An 18,380-nucleotide genomic window follows, 5' to 3' on the forward strand; every position below is an offset into this window, starting at 1 on the left:
CCTGTACTGTCAAAGGGATCACCATTTTTTCACATCTTTCTCGTTATAGACCGTGCATATTTTTCCATCCCACGGAGATACTGAACTTTGTACAACAGCTCCTGTAGGGAGGGAAAAAAGTGTCCAGAAATAAAGTGGAAATCTGCGGAGTCGACACCTCCAAACTGCCTGTTCTGAAAAACGACGAGATGAGAAAATTATTCAGACAGCTGCAAGATGAAGGTGACGATACAGCAAGAGAAAAGCTAGTCAATGGCAATTTGCGGTTGGTTTTAAGTGTGATTCAGCGTTTTAACAACAGAGGCGAGTATGTTGATGATCTCTTCCAAGTAGGCTGTATCGGATTAATGAAATCAATTGATAATTTTGATTTAAGCCACAATGTCAGATTTTCAACTTATGCGGTCCCTATGATCATAGGAGAAATCCGTCGATACTTGCGCGATAACAACCCTATCCGGGTGTCTCGTTCACTAAGAGATATTGCCTATAAGGCGCTTCAAGTCCGTGAGAGACTGATTAGTGAGACAAGCAAGGAACCAACGGCAGAAGACATTGCCAAAGTGTTAGAAGTCCCTCATGAGGAAATTGTTTTTGCCCTAGATGCCATTCAAGATCCTGTTTCTTTGTTTGAACCGATTTATAATGACGGAGGAGATCCGATTTATGTGATGGATCAAATTAGTGATGAACGGAACAAAGATACACAATGGGTAGAAGAATTGGCCTTAAAAGAGGGAATGCGCAGATTGAATGATCGAGAAAAAATGATCCTTCGTAAACGCTTTTTCCAAGGCAAAACACAAATGGAAGTGGCAGAAGAAATCGGTATTTCTCAAGCACAAGTATCAAGGCTTGAAAAAGCAGCAATCAAACAAATGAATAAAAATATTTTTTAAAGCCGCCGCTAATGTGCGGCTTTTTTCATTCTTTTTAGAGAACCCATCTGTAGTATTGACTCTGTTATTTTTTTCATTTAATCTGTTTTTAACAAATGTTATTTGAAATATCATTTGTGAGGGAATAGAGAAGCGGAAAGAAGGGTTATTATGACATTCCATGATGAAAGAAGGCTGCTCATTAAGGTTGCGCATATGTACTATGAAGAAGGCGCCACTCAATCTAAAATTGCAGAAGCTGTTGGGGTTAGCCGTTCGCTCATATCGAAATATTTGGCAAAAGCACGTGAAGCAGGAATCGTGGAAATCATTATTCATGATGAAGTAAATCAACAATATGGTTCGTTAGAAAGAAAAATAGAGCGAAAATACGGGCTGCGAGAAGTCGTGTGTGTGGAATCTCTCAGTCAAGAAACAACAAAAAGTCGGATAGGAGCTGCGGCTGCGGGCTTTTTATTAAAAGTCATGAAGGATGGACAAGTCATCGGTTTTTCATCAGGGACCACCTTGCATGAAATGGCGAAAGCGCTTACGTCTGTTCAGCATTTTCCGTCTGTGACATTTGTTCCGCTTGTCGGAGGCGTCGGAAATGAAGATGTTGATATTCATGCCAACTATATTATTGGAAGATGCTCAGAAGCACTCAAATCCAAATGTGAGTTTTTACATGTGCCTGTCATGCTTGATACGAAAGAAGCGAAAGATGTACTCATTAGACAGCCGTCGATCAAAAAAGTCATTGAATTAGGAGAATCATCAAATATCGCGGTCGTAGGAATAGGCGGGGTTCCGCAACATTCAACGATGGTGAAATCCTATATGACAAGTGGTGAGGAAGATATCTTGCAAGCGAAAGATGTCGCGGGTGACATTTGTTATAACTTTATTGATCATACAGGTGAAGTGTATCCGCATCCGTGGAACGACCGGGTGATGGGGATCAGTCCTCAAAAACTGAAAGAGATCCCGCTTGTGATTGGTGTCGCTGGAGGAGAAGAAAAAATTGAAGCGATCAGGGCAGCGTTAGAAGGTGGATTAATTCATGTGTTAATTACAGATGAACAAACCGGAGATGCCCTATTAAAGTAACTACCTAAGCCGATTAGGTAGTTTTTTTGAGTCTTTAGACTCAAAAAGATTGAAAATTTTATCGATTTTATCTTGACACAAAGTTGACACATCATATAAACTAAGTTCATAACAAATGATAAATAAAATAACAAATGTTACAAGAAACAGATTTTTGTTAATTTTTATAACATTTGTTAAAAGTTTCAGATTATTTTTCTAGCAATCTATTGTGAAGCAAGAAAACCTGAAAGGATGATTTAGATGTCAATTTATCAACAATTGTTAGCACGAGAACGCAGCGGAGATCCAATCAAAGTTGGGATAATCGGGGCAGGCCAAATGGGGTTTGGACTCATTTCACAAATTTCTAAAATTCCAGGCATGATTGTCGCAGGTGTTTGTGATATTCATCTTAGTGCAGCTGAGAAAGCAGCGAATTTTTACAAGCAGCATGCGAAACCACATCAAATGGTCGTCACAAATGATTACAGAGAAGTGATTCAATCAGATTCTGTGGAAGTCGTTGTGGATGCAACAGGTGTTCCAGAGGTCGGAGCAAACATTTCTTTGGAAGCGCTTAATTCAAAAAAACATCTCGTTCTTTTAAATGTAGAAGTCGATATAACGATCGGTTTGGTCATGCATAAATTATTCACGAATGCAGGACTTGTGTACTCTGGATCAGCTGGAGATGAACCAGCAGCAACGCTAGAACTATATGAATTTGCAAAAACAATGGGGCTTGAAGTATTGGTTGCTGGGAAAGGTAAGAACAACCCATTCTTCCCAGAAGCAAACCCAGATACGTGTAAAGCTGAAGCAGATAGTAAACATATGAGTGCCCACATGCTGGCAGCATTCCAAGACGGAACAAAAACGATGGCAGAAATGAACCTATTAAGTAATGCAACAGGACTTTTGCCTGATAAAGTCGGCATGCATGGAGTAGAAGCGAATTTAGAAAATGTAGCAGATAAATTAAATCAAAAACAGCAAGGCGGCGTACTGGATAACTTCGGAGTCGTTGAATATGTAAACGGACTGGCACCAGGTGTCTTTGTCATCGTCAAGAGTGATCTTGAGCCAGTAGATGAAGAACTTCGCTACTTAAAAGTTGGAAAAGGTCCTCACTACACACTGTATCGTCCTTTCCACTTAGCAAGTCTTGAAACACCAGTGACGATCGCAAAAGCAGTCTTACAACATGATTCTTCAATCCATCCAATTGGTGTACCAGTATCAGAAACTGTCGCTGTGGCGAAAAGAGATATTAAAGCAGGAGAAACACTTGATGGTATTGGCGGATACTCCGTAAGAGGTGTACTTGAAACACATCAAGACATGAAATCGAACGGCCACATCCCAATTGGCTTAATCAGTGGAAAAGTGGTAGCGAAAAAAGATATCAAATTGGGGCAATTCCTATCTCATGATGATGTAGAACTTGATGCAAGCACAACGGTCTGGAAGCTGCGTTCATTACAAGATCACTTATTTCAATCATAAGGACGTGAGGCTATGGAAAAATTAGCAATCGTACTTTGTATCATTCTGATTGTGCAGTATGGTTTATCGTTTATTCAAATCAAGTACTACCGCAAAAGCATGGATTCACTGATTGACGACTATAAAGGGAAACAAGGCTATCACTTGTTTTCAGGAATGGAGCGGCGCAAATTTGGTCCTGGAGCCATTGCGCTCATCATTGTCGATGAATCATACATCATTCAAAAGTGTCATGTGCTGGGTGGCGTCTCGATTTTGTCTAAATTTAAGGAACTGCCTTCCTATGAAGGAAAACATGTGGGGGCTGTGCTTGATGAGCATCACATGATGAAACAAACATTGAAAAAGCGCAAAAGGGGACCAGCTGTCATGCAAGCACTCTCCATGGCAGCGGAGCAGGCGCTTGTCTCGATTTCTAAAAAAAATATAACAAATGTGAACTAAGAAAGGGGAGATGAAACATGGAATGGATTCAATGGTTTGGAGAGCACTTTATCGGGATGTTTGAAGCCGGCGGAAAGCAGTTCATGGGTCTTGTTACAGGTATCGTTCCAACGCTTGTTGTGTTACTTACTTTCACTTATGCTGTCATGAAGTTTATTGGAGAAGAGCGAGTGAATAGAGCGATTCAGTTTGCAGCGAAATATACCATTTTGCGCTATACGTTAATGCCGATCTTATCCGTTCTTATTTTGACAAACCCAATGGCTTATACGTTTGGCCGCTTCTTACCTGAAAAACAAAAACCAGCATTCTATGATTCAGCTGTTTCATTTGTTCATCCGGTGACATCACTGTTCCCGTATGCCAACGCAGGAGAACTGTTTGTCTACTTAGGAATTGCGAACGGGATTAAAGAAGCTGGATACTCTATGTCAGAGCTGGCTGTTCGTTACTTCTTAGTCGGGATCGTTGTCATTTTACTTCGCGGAATCATTACGGAATGGATCACAAAGTACTTAGCAGGAAAAATGAAAGCGAATTCACAATAGGGGAGGGTTAGACATGACAAACCACAAAGTATTTGTTGCAAAAGGTGCTGGCGGATGGGGAAAAGGATTAGAGCTTGAACCAACCGGTAAAAGAAGAAAGGTCGTTTCCATTACAGGAGGAGGCATTCACCCAGTTGCACGTAAAATTGCAGAAATGACAGGGACAGAAGCATGTGATGGTTTTAAAAATTCTATACCAGAAGATGAAATGATGTGTGTTGTCATTGACTGCGGAGGAACAGCGCGAATCGGACTTTATCCAATGAAACGCATTCCAACTGTCGATGTGCTGGCATCCTCTCCTTCTGGACCGCTTGCAAAACACATTACAGAGGATATCTTCGTATCAGGTGTCACAGAAAAAGATATTTCCTTTGCGGAAGCATCTGATAGTGAAGGGAATGTAGAAGGTCAAGAAAGCAGCGGCCCAATTGACAAAGAGAATTTCAAAGAAACCTATTCAAAATTGAAAGAGGAAAATATAGAACGTCAAGAAAAAGGGAATTTCCTCATGAGATTCTCAAGAGGAATCGGAAAAGTAACCGGCACATTCTATCAAGCTGGTCGTGATTCTGTTGATATGCTCCTTAAAAACATTATTCCATTCATGGCCTTTGTCAGTATGTTAATTGGAATTATCAATTATACAAAAATCGGTGATCTGATTGCCCATTTCCTTTCACCTTTGGCAGGATCTTTATGGGGGCTCTTACTGCTCGTTGTTGTCTGTACCTTACCGTTCCTATCGCCTGTCTTAGGACCTGGGGCAGTCATTGCACAAGTCATCGGTGTACTGATTGGTAGTCAAATTGCACTAGGAAATATTCCGCCTCAATTTGCTCTTCCAGCACTGTTTGCGATCAACGGTCAAGTAGGGTGTGACTTTATCCCGGTGGGGCTATCACTTGGTGAAGCGAAGCCGGAAACGGTACAATATGGGGTACCAGCTGTTTTGTATAGCCGTCTCATTACAGGCGTTCTATCTGTTGTGATCGCATACGTTGCCAGCTTCGGTATGTATTAAACGTATTAAAGGAGGAATCGAGATACATGGTAACACAATCTGTCGTAAAAGAAATTGGGATCTTAGTCCCGCAGTTTAAAGAAGATAAGCTGATTGTTTTATTTGGACCAGCAGCGCCGCAGGAATTAAGAGATATGTCTGTCATTCATGAGTTTGAACACTTAGAAGAAGAGCCGCTGAAATTAGGCGGAACGATTCAAGTGGGCGACCAAACGTATACCATTACTGCTTTAGGCAATAAAGCAAATGACAACTTTAAGGAACTCGGCCATATTTCGATCTACTTCCAAGAGCCGTTTGATGATGTATTACCGGGAGCTGTCTTTGCATCCCCGCATACGTTTCCTGATATTAAAGAAGGCGTACGAATTGAAATTTCGTAACCATGCAAAAAAGCTGTTCCTTTTAGGGAGCAGCTTTTTTGCGTTAGGTTTACTGATTGAAACATTTGCGATATGCTGTAGACGTTATTATTTGTATATTCAGAATTTTTATTCAGGGGGAAAAGATCGTGTCGCTTGACTTGAAGGATGTTTCTTTAAAACGAAATGGAAAATGGCTGCTTCGTTCTATTGACTGGCAGGTGAAAGACCAGGAACACTGGGTGCTTTATGGTTTAAATGGTGCTGGGAAAACGGCTTTATTAAATATGCTTTGCTCATATTATTTTCCAACGTCAGGTGAGATGACGGTGTTAGGCCATGTGTTTGGCAAGGAAGCGCTTGGTGAAAAACTAAGGAAGAAAATTGGTCTCATCTCTGCTGGTCTTGAAAAGAAGCTGCACAGAGATGACAATGCATTTGAAATTGTTTTGAGCGGGGCATTTGCTTCCATCGGACTTTATGAAACACCGACAGATGAGATAAGAGAGAAGGCGATTGATTTATTAAAAACATTTGGCTCGTTTCAATATGCCAATCGCACGTATGAAACCCTCTCGCAAGGGGAGAAACAAAAAGTGCTGATCGCAAGAGCTTTAATGAATGATCCGAAGCTTCTAATATTAGATGAACCTGTGACGGGTCTTGATTTCTTAGCAAGAGAACAAGTGCTGGAGACGATCTCATTGATTGCATCAAAACCAGATGCGCCCACATTGCTTTATACGACCCACCATGCAGAAGAGATTCTCCCGATTTTTCAGCACACCTTATTATTAAAAGAAGGTACTGTTTTTCATAAAGGGGAGACAAAGCAGATGATGACAAGTGACTTGCTTTCTTCCTTTTTTGAATGTCCAGTTGAAGTCATGTGGCAAAACGGCCGCCCTCACTTAAGTAAATTGTAGATAAGAGAAACTATTGGTCTGCTTCCCTGCTTTTCCATCATACATATTATAGTAGAAAACGAAAGGCGGGGAAGGACAGATGATCAGTATTTCTGAATTCCAAATCAAAGATGTCGTCGATGTGTCCAGCGGAAAAAAATTAGGTACTATTGGAGACATCGATATCAATGTCACGAGCGGTAAAATACAAGCGATTATCATAGGCGGTACAGGTAAAATGATGGGATTTTTCGGAAAAGAAGAGGAAATGATTGTCCCGTGGCGAAATATAGTAAAAATTGGCGAAGATGTGATACTTGTCCGTTTGTCTTCTTAAAATTCGTATAACTCCTCAATGAATCATTCAATGATCCTTAACATAAGCTCTCCATTCTCAGCAATCAATGTCTTTTTCGGGTAAAAAGATTACGTTTTCATATCAATTTGAAAAAAAACCTGTAGAAAGGGCACATTTGAGTGTAATATTTAATGAATCCCACTAACTGTCTTAGCAGGTCTTGTGGTAAAATAGGAGCGATATAAAGAGAGATGAATGAAAGGTGGGAGGCAGCTTTGATAGACAAATATGACCCCTTTCAGCAGAAATCACCTGATGCAATGCTGATTCATGATTGGACGAACATGACATGTTCTGGAAAAGAGATATTGGCCGGTTTTACGACAAAAAATGGCGGCTTTAGCCTTTCTCCATATCAATCAATGAACACTGGACTCCATGTAGGAGATGATGCTTCTAGTGTCCAAATGAATCGTCAAGTCATTGCAGATGCTACTGCTGTGCCGCTCTCTAATTGGGTGTTTGCTGACCAAACACACGAGGATCGCATCATGAAAGTCACAAAGGAACAAAAGGGAAGAGGAAGTCTTCAGTATGATGAAGCACTCTCTAGAACAGATGGTTTATACACCTCTGAACCAAACATCATGCTCGCTCTTTGTTTCGCTGACTGTGTTCCGCTTTATTTTCTAGCGCCGCAATCTGGGCTGATTGGAACGGCTCATGCCGGCTGGAAAGGAACCGTCAAACAAATTGGCGCCAACATGGTTGATGCATGGGTTCGCCAAGAAGGCGCTGATGCCGATCATATACAAGTCGTCATTGGACCATCCATTGGCAGCTGCTGCTACATAGTAGATGATGTTGTCATAGATCAAGTGAAACAGCTTCCTTTTTCAACAGAGGATGTGTATTCCGAGATGTCACAAGGACAATACAAAATTGACTTAAAAACACTAAACAAAAACGTATTACTTCATGCAGGATTAAAAGAAGAAAACATACATGTCAGTTCGATGTGCACAAGTTGCAATGAGCAGCATTTCTTCTCACACCGGCGTGATCAAGGGAAAACAGGACGTATGATGTCTTTTGTCGGGTTTAAGGAGGCATAAGTGCAATTGAATGTACGAGAGAATCTCAGACAAATAAATGAACATATCAACGAAGCATGTAAAAGAGCAGGTAGACATCCAGACGATGTATCGGTTGTCGCTGTCACAAAATATGTCTCGATTGAACGAGCATTAGAAGCAAAGGATGCCGGCATTTTGCACTTTGGTGAAAATCGTGACCAAGGGTTACTTGAAAAACAGGCAGCCATAACCGATGAAAACATTAGCTGGCACTTCATCGGCAGTTTACAGACGCGAAAAGTGAAATCTGTCATTCAGACCATTGACTACTTACATTCGCTAGACAGAATGTCCCTTGCGAATGAAATTGAAAAAAGAGCGGATCACACGGTTTGCTGTTTTGTACAGGTGAACACATCACTTGAGGAGTCAAAACACGGCTTACAAAGCGAAGACGTGATTCCATTTGTCAAACAGCTCGCTGATTTCAAACATATTGAAATTGCTGGACTCATGACGATGGCTCCATTTACAGATGATCATACTGTGATACGAAACTGTTTTAAAACATTAAAAAGCCTTCAACAAGAGGTAAAACAACTGAACCAAGTAAATGCACCTTGTCAGCATTTATCGATGGGCATGTCAAACGATTTTGAAATCGCAATTGAAGAAGGTGCGACATTTGTTCGGATTGGCTCTTCACTTGTTGGAAATGAAACAGGAGGTGCGTGACATGAGCATAAAAAATAAGTTTAAAAGCTTCTTCACACTCGATGATGAAGAGTATGAGTACGAATATATTGATGAAGAAAGAGAACCAGCACAAGAAGAAAAAAACACAAAAGATAAAGCGGCATTTCAAGAGCGTCCTCAGGCAGGAAAACAAAATGTCGTCAGCTTGCAAAGCGTGCAAAAATCCTCTAAAGTGGTGTTAAGTGAGCCACGTGTTTATGCAGAGGCTCAAGAGATTGCAGATCATATTAAAAATCGGCGTGCAGTCGTCGTCAATTTGCAGCGCATTCAGCACGATCAAGCAAAGCGAATCATCGACTTCTTAAGCGGAACGGTTTATGCAATCGGTGGAGACATTCAGCGTATTGGCTCGAATATATTCCTCTGCACTCCTGATAATGTGGATGTATCTGGCACAATATCAGAGCTATTGACAGAGGAAGAACCTCAGAGGTGGTAAACCAAAGTGATTCTATATTACATTTTTCAGTTTCTACAGACTGTATTAACGATTTACTCATTCGCGATCATTATTTACATCTTTATGTCATGGGTACCATCTGCAAGAGAAACAGCGATTGGCCGCTTCTTGACAAACATTTGCGAACCGTATTTAGAACCATTCCGTAAAATTATTCCGCCAATTGGCATGATTGACATCTCGCCAATTGTGGCATTGCTTGTGATTCGTTTCGCATCATTGTATGGACTAACTGGTCTTTATAATATGATTGTACGATTCATGTAGACAGGCTGCCGGGCTTGGCATCTGCCAGGCTCTTTTACATAAAAGGGGAACAAAATGAGCGATATTTATCAACATTTTAGAAAAGACGAACAGCCATTTGTCGACCAAGTATTAGGCTGGAAAAACATCGCACTCGATCAATATCGAATGAAATTAACAGACTTTCTTGATCCGCGTGAGCAGTTCATTACCCAGTCCGTGATTCAGCATTCTGATGAACTTGGTCTCATGTTTTTTGGCGGGTATGAGGAAGCAGAGCGGAAAAGGGCTTTGATCTATCCTGACTATTTAGCACCGACCATACAGGATTTTGAACTGACTTATTTTCAGGTGAACTATGCGAAAAAGTTTATTTCGATAGAACACCCCAACCTTCTCGGTTCGCTCATTGGGATAGGCCTGAAGCGTCAAAAATTCGGTGATTTGTTGTTTTCAGAGGACAACGTGCAATTTATTTGTACAAGCGATGTTGCCGATTTTGTTCGGGCTCAGCTGACGCATGTGGGCAGAGCATCTGTTTCATTAGAGGAAATTAGCAAGGCAGATCTTCAGCCAGTCATCAGCAAAACCGATATCAAAGAAGATACGATTTCTTCACTGCGGCTTGACGCTGTATGTGCTGCTGTCAGCCGTCAGTCTCGGCAAAAAGCACAGCTTTTGGTCAAAAATGGTCTTGTCAAAGTCAACTGGAAAGTCACTGAAGACCCTTCCTTTACAATTGGTGAAGGTGATCAGCTCTCTGTCAGGGGATTTGGCCGCTTTAGCTTAAAAACAATTGATGGGAAGACAAAAAAAGATAAATTCAAAGTAACATTTGAGCTTCTGACATAACGAATTTGAATCTGGAGGTGGCAAGATTGCCATTAACACCTAATGATATTCATAATAAAACGTTCACAAAAAGTTTTCGCGGCTATGACGAAGATGAAGTAAATGAGTTTTTAAGCCAAGTACGTAAAGATTACGAGATCGTACTTCGCAAAAAGAACGAGCTTGAAGACAAAGTCAACGAGCTTGATGAAAGACTAGGCCATTTTGCAACAATTGAAGAAACATTAAACAAATCCATTCTTGTGGCGCAAGAAGCAGCAGAAGACGTGAAGCGTCATTCTGATAAAGAAGCGAAATTGATCATTCGTGAAGCTGAGAAAAATGCAGACCGTATTATCAACGAAGCGTTATCAAAATCAAGAAAGATTGCTATGGAAATCGAAGAGCTCAAGAAACAGTCGAAAGTCTTTAGAACTCGTTTCCAAATGCTCATCGAAGCTCAGCTTGATCTTCTGAAAAATGATGATTGGGATCATTTGCTGGAATATGAAGTTGACGCTGTCTTTGACGAAAAAGAATAAGCGCATCATCTTGACATGACGTGCTCATGTTGCATATAATACCATCATAAATTAACAAGAGATAAACGTTTGAAAGGGACACTCGCAGCGGTTACATGCGTAATAAAGCGAATCAGGGACGGTGGAAGCCTGACATTACGAAACGCTGCAACGAGATCACCCCTTTAGTTCCTTTTCTGAAATGAATGAGTAAGAAAAGGCGTCTGATCACGTTACGATTTTAGAGTGGATAAGCGGCAATTTCAAAGCGCTTGTCTAAAAGGGTGGTACCGCGAGACAAGCCTTCTCGTCCCTTATGGGATGAGAGGGCTTTTTTTATTGTTTTTTAATACGAATTTGCATGTGGAGGAATAGGTATGAACTACAAAGACACCTTATTAATGCCAAAAACAGAATTCCCGATGAGAGGGAACCTGCCGAACAAAGAGCCTGAAATCCAAGAGGAGTGGGCAGAAAAAGACATCTATCAAATGGTTTTAGAGCGGACAAAAGGACGCCCGACCTTTATTTTGCATGATGGACCTCCATATGCGAATGGTGACATTCATATGGGGCACGCACTCAATAAAATCCTCAAAGATTTTATTGTCCGTTTTAAATCAATGAATGGATTCCATGCACCGTACGTACCGGGCTGGGATACACATGGCTTACCGATTGAAACAGCCCTTACGAAAAATAAAAAAGTCAAACGCAAAGAAATGTCGACAGCAGAATTCCGTAAACTATGTGAGGAGTATGCTTGGAAACAAATCGAAGGTCAGCGCAATCAGTTTAAACGTTTGGGCGTAAGAGCAGACTGGGACAATCCATATGTGACATTGAAGCCTGAATACGAAGCGCAGCAAATTCTTGTCTTTGGTGAAATGGCGAAAAGAGGCTATATTTACAAAGGTCTTAAGCCTGTTAACTGGTCTCCATCAAGTGAATCAGCACTTGCTGAAGCAGAAATTGAATACAAGGACAAACGTTCACCATCGATTTACGTATCATTTAAAGTGAAAGATGGCAAAGGCGTACTTGAAAACGGCGAGCAGTTCATCATCTGGACAACAACACCTTGGACACTTCCTGCAAACCTTGGCATTTGTGTACATCCAAACCTAGAGTACAGTGTGCTTCAAGTGGGTGCTGAGCGATATGTCATCGCATCTGAACTAGTTGAACAAGTGGCAAAAACACTTGGCTTTGAAGAGTACGAAGTTGTGAAAACGTTAAAAGGTAAAGAATTAGATAAGGTCGTTGCAGCACATCCAATTTACGATAGAGATTCTCTTGTGATGCTTGGCGATCACGTCACAACAGATGCAGGAACAGGCTGTGTTCACACAGCGCCAGGTCACGGGGAAGATGACTTTATTGTAAGTATGAAGTACGGTCTTGATGTGTTATGTCCAGTAGATGAAAAAGGTGTGATGACAGAAGAAGCACCTGGTTTTGAAGGACTATTCTACGAGGATGCCAATAAAGCCATCACAGAACAGCTTGAAGCAAAAGGCGCATTGAAAAAGCTCGACTTTATCACGCACTCCTATCCGCATGACTGGAGAACGAAAAAACCAACAATTTATCGTGCAACTGCTCAGTGGTTTGCTTCCATTAAAGATTTCAGAGAAGCGCTATTAGATAATATTAAAGAAACGAAATGGGTTCCAGCTTGGGGCGAAACGCGCCTGTTCAATATGGTGCGTGACAGAGGTGATTGGTGCATTTCAAGACAGCGTGTATGGGGCGTTCCAATCCCAGTCTTCTATGCTGAAAATGGTGAGCCAATCATCACAGATGAAACGATTCAGCACGTCTCTCAATTATTTAGAGAACATGGCTCGAATATTTGGTTTGAAAAAGAAGCAAAAGAATTATTGCCTGAAGGCTTTACACATCCAGGCAGCCCGAATGGTGAATTTACAAAAGAGCAAGATATCATGGATGTATGGTTTGATTCTGGTTCTTCTCACCAAGCGGTATTAGAAGAACGAGATGACCTTGTTCGTCCAGCAGACCTTTATCTTGAAGGTTCTGATCAATATCGCGGCTGGTTTAACTCATCTTTATCTACAGCGGTTGCTGTCACAGGAAAAGCGCCATATAAAGGTGTTCTCAGCCATGGCTTTACGCTTGATAAAGAAGGGCGCAAGATGAGTAAATCATTAGGCAATACGATCGATCCGACGAAAGTGGCGAAGCAGCTTGGTGCGGAGATTCTTAGACTTTGGGTATCTTCTGTCAACTATCAAGCCGATCATCCAGTGTCTGACGACATTTTAAAACAAGTCGCAGAAGTTTATCGTAAAATCCGTAACACGTTCCGCTTCTTGCATGGTAACCTGTTTGACTTTGATCCAGCAGTCAATGCAGTACCAGTCGAAGAGCTTCGCGAAGTGGATCAATATATCTTAATCAAATTAAACAAATTGATTGATAAAGTGAAAAAAGCTTATGATGATTACGAATTTGCGGTTGTCTATCATGCCATCCACAACTTCTGTACGATTGAGCTTAGCTCTTTCTATCTCGATTTTGCAAAAGATGTGGTATACATTGAGCATGCGGATCATCCAGACCGCCGCAGCATGCAAACGGTCTTCTATGAAACATTAATGGCGTTAGTGAAGCTGACAGCACCAATTCTTCCGCATACAGCAGATGAACTATGGAGCCACTTAAGCTTTGTTGAAGAGCCAAGTGTTCAGTTAACAGATATGCCAGAAGGTGTGGCTGTTCCTCAAGCAGAAGCGACAGAAGTGAAGTTTGACCGCTTTATGGAAGTACGTGACGATGTGCTAAAAGCGCTGGAAATTGCGCGTAATGAGAAAGTCATCGGACGTTCACTTGAAGCAAGTGTGACCCTTTATGCAACAGAGGAAGTGAAAAACCTTCTTGCATCCATTAAAGAAGATGTGAAGCAGCTCTTTATCATTTCTGAATTAACAGTAGAAGATGAGAAGCATGCAGACGCATCAGCGTCTGAATACACATCAGGACGAATTGTCGTTCAAAAAGCAGAAGGAGAACTGTGCGAACGCTCCCGCATTATTTCAAAAGATGTTGGCGCAAATCCAAAATACCCAACATTGTCGCTTAAAAATGCTGAAATCGTGGAGAAATATTACCAGAATTAACAGCGTGATATCACCAACTAGCGCCCCGCATATAGCGGGGCGTTTTTGATATAGAGAAAATGACAGCGTTTAGAACGAAAGGAAAAATCTTATGGCTTTAAAGTGAACAGGCGGGGCAACAATATGATTATCACGACAGGGCAGGAGTTGAAACAGCGACATGAATGGCGATCTAGAGACGATTTACATGGAACTCCTTCAAATGAGAGAAGAACTGCAATCGAAACTGTTTGAATATGCATCATTGCGTTCACCCGCTGAACATGTCACTTTCGATCAAGCAAAAACGACCACGCTTCTTTATCACATCAAAGAAGAACTGCAAGATGTTTCGCTCGCGATTGCAAAAATTGAACAAGGAACTTATGGCATATGTGAGGCGACAGGGCATACAATGCCCATTGAACAAATGAGTATTCTTCCGACAGCTCGTACGACTGACGACTTTTTATATCATAAGCAATACGAGAAAAAAGCATTCACCCCTTATCCTCACGAATCAAACGATTCTCATTTTGAAGCCTTCCACATGTAGGGAGGTTTTTGTCTGTCAACTAAAGTTTCTTTACTCCATCCTGTTTTCTTGATAAAATGCTTAAAGACCAAAGTATGAAGATGGAGGAACGTGTGTGTTCTATTACATAATCGCATTCGTGATAATTTGTTTAGATCAATTAACAAAATGGCTCATTGTCAAACATATGATGCTCGGTGATTCTATTCCTGTGATTGATGGCTTCTTTTACATCACATCCCACCGAAATTCAGGAGCCGCATGGGGGATTCTCCAAGGACAAATGTGGTTTTTCTATGTGATCACACTCGTTGTTATTGCAGGAATTGTTTATTATTTGCAAAAACATGGACAAAAGGACAAGCTACTTGGCGTAGCGCTTGCCTTAATGCTTGGCGGAGCGATTGGAAACTTTATTGATCGTATTTTCCGTCAAGAAGTGGTTGATTTTGCTCATTTCGTATTTGGGGATTATCATTATCCAATCTTTAATATCGCAGATTCCTCTCTATGTGTGGGGGTCATTCTGCTCTTTATTCAAATGCTGTTAGATGGAAAGAAAAATAAGGAGTCAACTACATGAATCAAGTAAACATTGCCGTTTCAGAAGAACAAACGAGTGAACGGCTTGATAAATTTTTAAGCACAACTGAACCAGAATGGTCAAGAACCCAAGTCCAGCAGTGGGTGAAAGATGGGCTCATCGAAGTAAATGGAAAACAAGTGAAGGCCAATTATAAAGTACAAGCTGGAGATCAAATCAAAGTAGAGATTCCAGATCCAGAAGCACTAGATGTAGAAGCGGAATCAATGGATCTTGATATTTATTATGAGGATGAAGATGTACTAGTGGTCAATAAACCAAGAGGAATGGTCGTTCATCCAGCACCAGGACATGTGACAGGTACTCTTGTCAATGGCCTCATGGCTCATTGCAATGATTTGTCAGGCATTAATGGTGTGATGCGACCAGGAATTGTCCACCGGATTGATAAAGATACGTCAGGGCTTTTAATGGTCGCAAAAAATGATATGGCGCATGAATCACTCGTCAATCAGCTGGTGGCGAAAACGGTCACTAGAAAATACACAGCCGTTGTTCATGGTATCATTCAGCATGATACTGGAACGATTGATGCACCAATTGGTCGAGACAAAAAAGATCGCCAAAGCATGACGGTCACAAAAGAAAATGCAAAGCAGGCAGTCACTCATTTTGATGTGATGGAGCGCTTTAAAGACTTTACCGTTGTAGAATGCCGTCTTGAAACAGGAAGAACCCACCAAATTCGTGTTCATATGAAATACATTGGTTACCCACTTGCCGGAGATCCAAAATATGGCCCGAGAAAAACGGTTGATTTCAATGGACAACTGCTGCATGCAGGCGTGTTAGGATTTGATCACCCTAGAACAGGAGAATATATGGAGTTTACAGCTCCAATTCCAGCTGATATGCGAGGCTTTATCGATTCATTAAGAAATAACGATTGACAGGCCGTTCTTTTTTTGAAATAATAAACGAAGAAATTGAGATTCTTTAAAACAGTCCAGAGAGGCTGAGAAGGATAACGGATCAATTTGTGCACGAGTATGCACAAATGAGCGCCCCTCTCTGCCCTTTGCAGAAGGGGCTTTTTATTTGTCAAAAAGAGGTGTAAAAGATGGAACAAAAAGCAGTCATTCTTGATGAACAAGCGATAAGACGAGCGCTTACCCGTATTGCACATGAAATGATTGAGCGCAACAAAGGGATGAAGGATGTCATCCTAGCCGGGATCAAGACAAGAGGTATTCATCTTGCAAAGCGCCTTGCAGAGCGCATCGAGCAAATTGAAGGAAACCCAGTGACTGTGGGTGAACTTGATATTACGCTATACCGTGATGACCTGACAAAAAAGACAGAGAACCAAGACCCGCTTGTCAAGGGTGCAGACATTCCAGCTGACATTAATGACAAAACACTTATTGTCGTGGATGATGTTCTGTTCACAGGCAGAACGGTGAGAGCAGCAATGGATGCGCTTGTAGATGTAGGAAGACCATCTTCCATTCAGCTGGCTGTTCTAGTCGACCGGGGACACCGGGAGCTGCCGATTCGGGCAGATTATATCGGAAAAAACATCCCGACATCAAAAGCAGAGACAGTCATGGTTCAGCTCAATGAAGTAGATCAAAACGACCTTGTCGCTATATATGAAAAATAACCTTTTTAAATGCATTCCAGAGAGTTTGCAAAGAGGGCAATAACAGAGACACCGAGCACACGGCTAAAGTGACGTGTACGGTTTTTCTAGGCCTCTTTGCGCATACTCGCAAAGAGGCTTTTTTAATGAAAAAGGACACATCTAGGAGGAAAATCATGAGTCAGCAAAAAGCCAATTTAGGCATTCGAGATATCCCAAAACCGTTCACATGGCTGTCACTCAGCCTGCAGCACTTGTTTGCCATGTTTGGTGCAACCATTCTTGTACCAAAGATCATTGATATGAGCCCAGCCGTTGCGCTCATCTCAAGCGGGGTTGGAACCATTGTGTACTTAATCATCACAAGAGGGCAAATTCCGGCGTATCTTGGATCGTCCTTTGCCTTTATCGCCCCTATCTTGAATGTAAAAGCCACCGGCGGCCCTGGAGCCGCAATGGTAGGTGCCTTTATGGCGGGTGTGGCATATGCACTCATCGCATTATTTATCAAATGGCTCGGCACAGGCTGGCTAATGAAGCTTCTGCCGCCTGTCGTTGTAGGACCCGTCATTATGGTCATCGGACTCGGACTCGCTGGAACAGCTGTTAACATGGCGATGTACGTGGATCCGAATGCAAAGGAGCTTGTTTACAGCCTGAAGCACTTAATGGTTGCAGGCTTCACACTCGCTGTCACCATTATTAGTATGATTTTCCTAAGAGGATTCCTTAGCTTGATTCCAGTCTTAATCGGCATTATCAGCGGCTACCTCTTTGCCTTAACACAAGGCATTGTGAACTTCCAGCCGGTCATTGCTGCAAAATGGTTTGCTGTTCCAGACTTTGTTGTACCATTTGTCGACTATACACCCGCTGTGACCTTAAGCATTCTCACAGTGATGGTGCCGGTTGCCTTTGTGACCATGTCTGAGCACATCGGCCATCAAGTTGTGTTAAGCAAGGTGGTCGGGCAGGATTTTATTAAAAAACCAGGTCTTCACCGCTCCATTTTAGGAGACAGTGCGGCGACGATCTTTGCGTCACTCATTGGTGGACCTCCAACAACGACTTATGGAGAAAACATTGGCGTCCTTGCCATCACAAAAGTGTTCAGTATTTTCGTCATCGGCGGAGCAGCGGTGTTTGCAATCTGCTTCGGCTTTGTTGGGAAAATTTCAGCATTAATCAGTACAGTACCGTCCGCGGTTATGGGAGGCGTTTCGTTCCTGCTCTTTGGAATCATTGCTTCAAGCGGACTGCGAATACTGATTGATCATAAAGTGAATTTTGAAGAAAAGCGCAATCTCATTATCGCATCAGTTATCTTAGTCATTGGAATTGGCGGGGCATTTATTGAGGTGAAACAAATCAATCTGAAGCTGTCAGGAATGGCACTCGCTGCAATTACTGGCGTCCTGTTAAACATGATTCTGCCGCATCAGAAGGCAGAAGATGATGAGTCAAATGAATCGAATACCGAAAACCTTTTAAAAGAAGTCCAGTGAGGCTGACAAGGGTTCTAAACGGAGCAGAACGTGCGAAAGCACCCCTGCTTCTTTTGGAGAACCCTAAGCTGCCGAGGCTTAGGGT

General features: G+C 41.8%; 21 protein-coding genes. All 21 read left to right on the plus strand.

Annotated elements, in window-relative coordinates:
• The first annotated feature begins 119 nt into the window (after positions 1-119).
• The 21 genes from sigG (at position 120) to LCD32_RS07185 (ending at position 18,295) form a co-directional block, all read left to right on the plus strand.
• Positions 120-899: an RNA polymerase sporulation sigma factor SigG gene (sigG, locus tag LCD32_RS07085; RefSeq protein WP_003211879.1), complete on the plus strand. Its 780-nt coding sequence runs from the start codon at positions 120-122 to the stop codon at positions 897-899.
• 150 nt (positions 900-1,049) lie between these two features.
• Positions 1,050-1,988: a sugar-binding transcriptional regulator gene (locus tag LCD32_RS07090; protein ID WP_017359359.1), complete on the plus strand. Its 939-nt coding sequence runs from the start codon at positions 1,050-1,052 to the stop codon at positions 1,986-1,988.
• A gap of 243 nt (positions 1,989-2,231) precedes the next feature.
• Complete coding sequence (locus LCD32_RS07095; RefSeq protein WP_048002850.1) at positions 2,232-3,476, plus strand: NAD(P)H-dependent oxidoreductase; 1,245 nt, start codon at positions 2,232-2,234, stop codon at positions 3,474-3,476.
• 12 nt (positions 3,477-3,488) lie between these two features.
• Complete coding sequence (locus tag LCD32_RS07100; protein ID WP_008354650.1) at positions 3,489-3,920, plus strand: transcriptional regulator GutM; 432 nt, start codon at positions 3,489-3,491, stop codon at positions 3,918-3,920.
• Between the two features lie 17 nt (positions 3,921-3,937).
• On the plus strand, positions 3,938-4,468 hold the full coding sequence (locus LCD32_RS07105; RefSeq protein WP_003210918.1) for a PTS glucitol/sorbitol transporter subunit IIC: 531 nt from the start codon (positions 3,938-3,940) through the stop codon (positions 4,466-4,468).
• Between the two features lie 13 nt (positions 4,469-4,481).
• Positions 4,482-5,492, plus strand: a complete 1,011-nt coding sequence (locus LCD32_RS07110) for a PTS glucitol/sorbitol transporter subunit IIB (RefSeq protein ID WP_024720315.1) — start codon at positions 4,482-4,484, stop codon at positions 5,490-5,492.
• A 26-nt stretch (positions 5,493-5,518) separates the two neighbouring features.
• Positions 5,519-5,875, plus strand: coding sequence for a PTS glucitol/sorbitol transporter subunit IIA (locus tag LCD32_RS07115; RefSeq protein ID WP_007499733.1), 357 nt, complete (start codon positions 5,519-5,521; stop codon positions 5,873-5,875).
• Between the two features lie 128 nt (positions 5,876-6,003).
• Positions 6,004-6,780: an ABC transporter ATP-binding protein gene (locus LCD32_RS07120; RefSeq protein ID WP_017367201.1), complete on the plus strand. Its 777-nt coding sequence runs from the start codon at positions 6,004-6,006 to the stop codon at positions 6,778-6,780.
• Positions 6,781-6,859: 79 nt separating this feature from the next.
• Complete coding sequence (locus tag LCD32_RS07125) at positions 6,860-7,096, plus strand: YlmC/YmxH family sporulation protein (RefSeq protein WP_008344958.1); 237 nt, start codon at positions 6,860-6,862, stop codon at positions 7,094-7,096.
• A 212-nt stretch (positions 7,097-7,308) separates the two neighbouring features.
• Complete coding sequence (gene pgeF / locus LCD32_RS07130; protein WP_034647880.1) at positions 7,309-8,172, plus strand: peptidoglycan editing factor PgeF; 864 nt, start codon at positions 7,309-7,311, stop codon at positions 8,170-8,172.
• A 6-nt stretch (positions 8,173-8,178) separates the two neighbouring features.
• On the plus strand, positions 8,179-8,868 hold the full coding sequence (locus LCD32_RS07135; protein ID WP_058213870.1) for a YggS family pyridoxal phosphate-dependent enzyme: 690 nt from the start codon (positions 8,179-8,181) through the stop codon (positions 8,866-8,868).
• Position 8,869: 1 nt separating this feature from the next.
• Complete coding sequence (gene sepF, locus LCD32_RS07140) at positions 8,870-9,328, plus strand: cell division protein SepF (RefSeq protein WP_017359354.1); 459 nt, start codon at positions 8,870-8,872, stop codon at positions 9,326-9,328.
• 6 nt (positions 9,329-9,334) lie between these two features.
• On the plus strand, positions 9,335-9,616 hold the full coding sequence (locus tag LCD32_RS07145; RefSeq protein ID WP_017367203.1) for a YggT family protein: 282 nt from the start codon (positions 9,335-9,337) through the stop codon (positions 9,614-9,616).
• Between the two features lie 54 nt (positions 9,617-9,670).
• A complete protein-coding gene (locus tag LCD32_RS07150) occupies positions 9,671-10,447 on the plus strand; it encodes an RNA-binding protein (RefSeq protein ID WP_224563335.1) in 777 nt (258 codons plus the stop codon).
• Between the two features lie 26 nt (positions 10,448-10,473).
• A complete protein-coding gene (locus LCD32_RS07155; RefSeq protein ID WP_008344947.1) occupies positions 10,474-10,968 on the plus strand; it encodes a DivIVA domain-containing protein in 495 nt (164 codons plus the stop codon).
• 356 nt (positions 10,969-11,324) lie between these two features.
• On the plus strand, positions 11,325-14,090 hold the full coding sequence (ileS, locus tag LCD32_RS07160) for an isoleucine--tRNA ligase (protein ID WP_224563337.1): 2,766 nt from the start codon (positions 11,325-11,327) through the stop codon (positions 14,088-14,090).
• Positions 14,091-14,250: 160 nt separating this feature from the next.
• Positions 14,251-14,625, plus strand: a complete 375-nt coding sequence (locus LCD32_RS07165) for a TraR/DksA family transcriptional regulator (protein WP_046527252.1) — start codon at positions 14,251-14,253, stop codon at positions 14,623-14,625.
• A gap of 94 nt (positions 14,626-14,719) precedes the next feature.
• Positions 14,720-15,187, plus strand: a complete 468-nt coding sequence (lspA, locus tag LCD32_RS07170) for a signal peptidase II (RefSeq protein WP_008344942.1) — start codon at positions 14,720-14,722, stop codon at positions 15,185-15,187.
• A complete protein-coding gene (locus LCD32_RS07175) occupies positions 15,184-16,098 on the plus strand; it encodes an RluA family pseudouridine synthase (protein WP_007499719.1) in 915 nt (304 codons plus the stop codon). The genes lspA and LCD32_RS07175 overlap by 4 nt, the downstream gene beginning before the upstream one ends.
• A gap of 170 nt (positions 16,099-16,268) precedes the next feature.
• Positions 16,269-16,811: a bifunctional pyr operon transcriptional regulator/uracil phosphoribosyltransferase PyrR gene (pyrR, locus tag LCD32_RS07180; RefSeq protein ID WP_007499718.1), complete on the plus strand. Its 543-nt coding sequence runs from the start codon at positions 16,269-16,271 to the stop codon at positions 16,809-16,811.
• A 155-nt stretch (positions 16,812-16,966) separates the two neighbouring features.
• Positions 16,967-18,295, plus strand: a complete 1,329-nt coding sequence (locus tag LCD32_RS07185) for a solute carrier family 23 protein (protein WP_224563340.1) — start codon at positions 16,967-16,969, stop codon at positions 18,293-18,295.
• Positions 18,296-18,380: the final 85 nt, after the last annotated feature.

The sequence above is a fragment of the Bacillus sp. RSS_NA_20 genome (assembly GCF_020165915.1).
In the GTDB taxonomy this organism is placed as follows: Bacteria; Bacillota; Bacilli; order Bacillales; family Bacillaceae; genus Bacillus; species Bacillus altitudinis.